This window comes from Salipiger sp. HF18, assembly GCF_011806505.1.
Classification (GTDB): domain Bacteria; phylum Pseudomonadota; class Alphaproteobacteria; order Rhodobacterales; family Rhodobacteraceae; genus Salipiger; species Salipiger thiooxidans.
In genome coordinates, this window is record NZ_JAATOS010000544.1 from 1 (window position 1) to 2,568 (window position 2,568).

The 2,568-nt window shown below is 68.5% G+C and carries 2 protein-coding genes and 1 pseudogene; 1 reads left to right on the forward strand and 2 read right to left on the reverse strand.

Features of this window, described 5'->3' with window-relative positions:
• On the reverse strand, positions 1 to 838 hold an 838-nt coding region (locus HC022_RS23845; RefSeq protein ID WP_167454056.1), incomplete at its 3' end, for a DMT family transporter.
• 154 nt (positions 839 to 992) lie between these two features.
• Here HC022_RS23845 and HC022_RS29935 point away from each other — a divergent pair.
• A pseudogene (locus tag HC022_RS29935) lies at positions 993 to 1,175 on the forward strand (Na/Pi cotransporter family protein); the annotation flags it as partial.
• A 500-nt stretch (positions 1,176 to 1,675) separates the two neighbouring features.
• Here HC022_RS29935 and leuB read toward each other — a convergent pair.
• A partial coding sequence (gene leuB, locus HC022_RS23850) for a 3-isopropylmalate dehydrogenase (RefSeq protein WP_167454057.1) occupies positions 1,676 to 2,568 on the reverse strand: 893 nt, incomplete at its 5' end.

Genomic DNA, 2,568 nt, shown 5'->3' on the forward strand with positions numbered 1-2,568 from the left:
CGCGGAGCACGATGTAGACCCCCGAGCCGATGATGAGCACCGCCCCCGCAAGGGTCATCGCGTCGGGCCATTCGTCGAAGAACAGCGCCCCGTAGAGCGTCGCCCACAGGAGCTGCGAATACTGCATCGGTGCCACGATCACCGCCTCGCCGTTGCGGTAGGCGCCGATCAGCACGAAGCCCCCGGCGATGGCCAGCACCGCCATGACCCCCACCGCGCCCAGATGCTCGATCGGCATCGGCTGGTAGACGAAGGGCAGCGCGCAGGCCATGATCACGAAGTTGGTCAGCATCGGGTAGAGCAGCAGCACGACCGAGCGCTCTTCTTGCCCGATCTTGCGCACCACGATGGCGGCCAGCGCTCCGGTACACGCACCGACCAGCGCCGCGGCATGACCCAGCGTGAGCTCGGTCCCGCCGGGGCGCAGCACCACGATGACGCCCGCGAGCCCCACCAGTACCGCGATCCAGCGCCGCAGCCGGACACGCTCGCCCAGGATGGGAATCGCCAGCACGGTGATCACCAGCGGCTGCGCAAAGAGGATGGCGTAGGTCTGCGCCAGCGGCAGCACCGAGAAGGCGTAGAACACGCAGATCCCGGTGATCACCGCCGAGACCGTCCGCAGCGCCGTCCACCACGGGTGGATCGGCCGCAGATGCCCCGGGGTGGTGTCGCGGATCAGCATGAGGCTCACCAGCGGAAAGCTGAAGAGCACCGAGAAGAAGACGATTTGGAAGGGCGCGTAGCTTCCGCCGAGGAATTTCACGACGACGTCGTGCGAGGCGAAGAGCGCGAAGGAAAGCAGCGCGAGAAGTGCGCCTTTTGCATTGTGTGCCATTCTGGAGAGTGCCGCGACAGAGGAGAGGAGGAGGAGGAGGAAACCGGCTTTGAGTCTGTCACCGCTCGCGAGCGCTAACAAGGGCCGTTGCCCCCCTCGCGTGCGCTTGCTGCAGGTTTGCGCGAATGCCAGGCCCTCGGATGGGGATCGGGCAATGGATCCGGACATACTGTCGGTGCCGGGCGGCGTCGGGCTGTTCCTGTTCGGGATGCTGGCGATGACCGGCGCGCTGCGCGGCCTCGGGAGTCACGAGGTGCGGGCGATTCTCGCGCGGTCCAGCACCTCGCCGCTGACCGGCGCGACCTCGGGTGCGGTCACCACCGCGGTCATCCAGTCCCCGAGCGCCGGAGCCGCGGCGGCGCTGGACGAACTGCACGGCTGTCTCGCGCGGATGGGAGCCCGCCGATGCGGTGACCGCGACCAAGCGCTGCTCGGCGCTCCTGCAGCAGTACCGCCATATGAACCGCCTCGCGTAGCGCATGACCCGCGAGGACGGGATGCAGCGGCCGCTCACAGGCATCGGGCTGCACCGACCCGCTCTGGCCTTCGGCGCGGCGCTGCGACGGGCCGCACAGGGAGAGCGGCACGCCGCGGAGCTTCAGAGGCTCGCGCGGCTGGTCGCCGGGCGAACCCGAAGACTGCGGCGGCAGGCTTGGCTGAGGGAGCACGCGGGGCTGGTCGGCATGTGCGAGGTTTTGAGCTCGCCAACTCCATGCGGTGGCGGAAGCGGGCGGCACAGAACGCCGCCCGGTCAATGCAGTACGGTGAGTTTCCCGCAAGCGATATGCCCGCGACGCCGGACCGGGACCGGCTGGAACCAGTGCCCGCAGGGGCGCCTCAGAGGCTCGCGTCGAGGGCGGCTAGGATCGCGTCGCCCATGCCCGAGGTCGAAACCGGGGTCGCGCCCTCTTCGCCCAGCAGGTCGGCGGTGCGGACACCGTCGGCGAGCACCGTCTCGATGGCCTTCTCGAGGCGCTCGGCCTCGGCGCCCTGGTCGAAGCTGTAACGCAGCGCCATGGCGAAAGAGAGGATGCAGGCGATCGGGTTCGCCTTGCCCTGCCCCGCGATGTCGGGCGCGGAGCCGTGCACCGGCTCGTAGAGCGCCTTGGGACGGCCGTTGGCCATCGGGGCACCGAGCGAGGCCGAGGGCAGCATGCCCAGCGAACCGGTCAGCATGGCGGCGGCATCCGACAGCAGGTCACCGAAGAGGTTGTCGGTCACGATCACGTCGAACTGCTTGGGCCAGCGGCAGAGCTGCATGGCGCCGGCGTCGGCATACATGTGGCTGAGCTCGACCTCGGGGTATTCCTTGCCGACCTCGGTGACGACCTCGCGCCAGAGAATGCCGGATTCCATGACATTGGCCTTCTCCATCGAGCAGACCTTCTTGCCACGGCGCATCGCCAGCTCGAAGGCCGAGCGGGCCACGCGGTCGATCTCGGACTCGGTGTAGCGCTGGGTGTTGATGCCGACGCGCTCGTTGCCCTCCTCGATGATGCCGCGCGGCTCGCCGAAGTAGATGCCCGAGGTCAGTTCGCGCACGATCATGATGTCGAGCCCGGCCACCACGTCCTTCTTCAGCGACGAGAAATCGGCCAGCGCGTCGAAGCACTGGGCGGGGCGCAGGTTGGCGTAGAGGTCCATCTCCTTGCGCAGGCGCAGCAGGCCGCGCTCGGGCTTCACCGAGAAGTCGAGGACGTCGTATTTCGGACCGCCCACGGCGCCGAGCA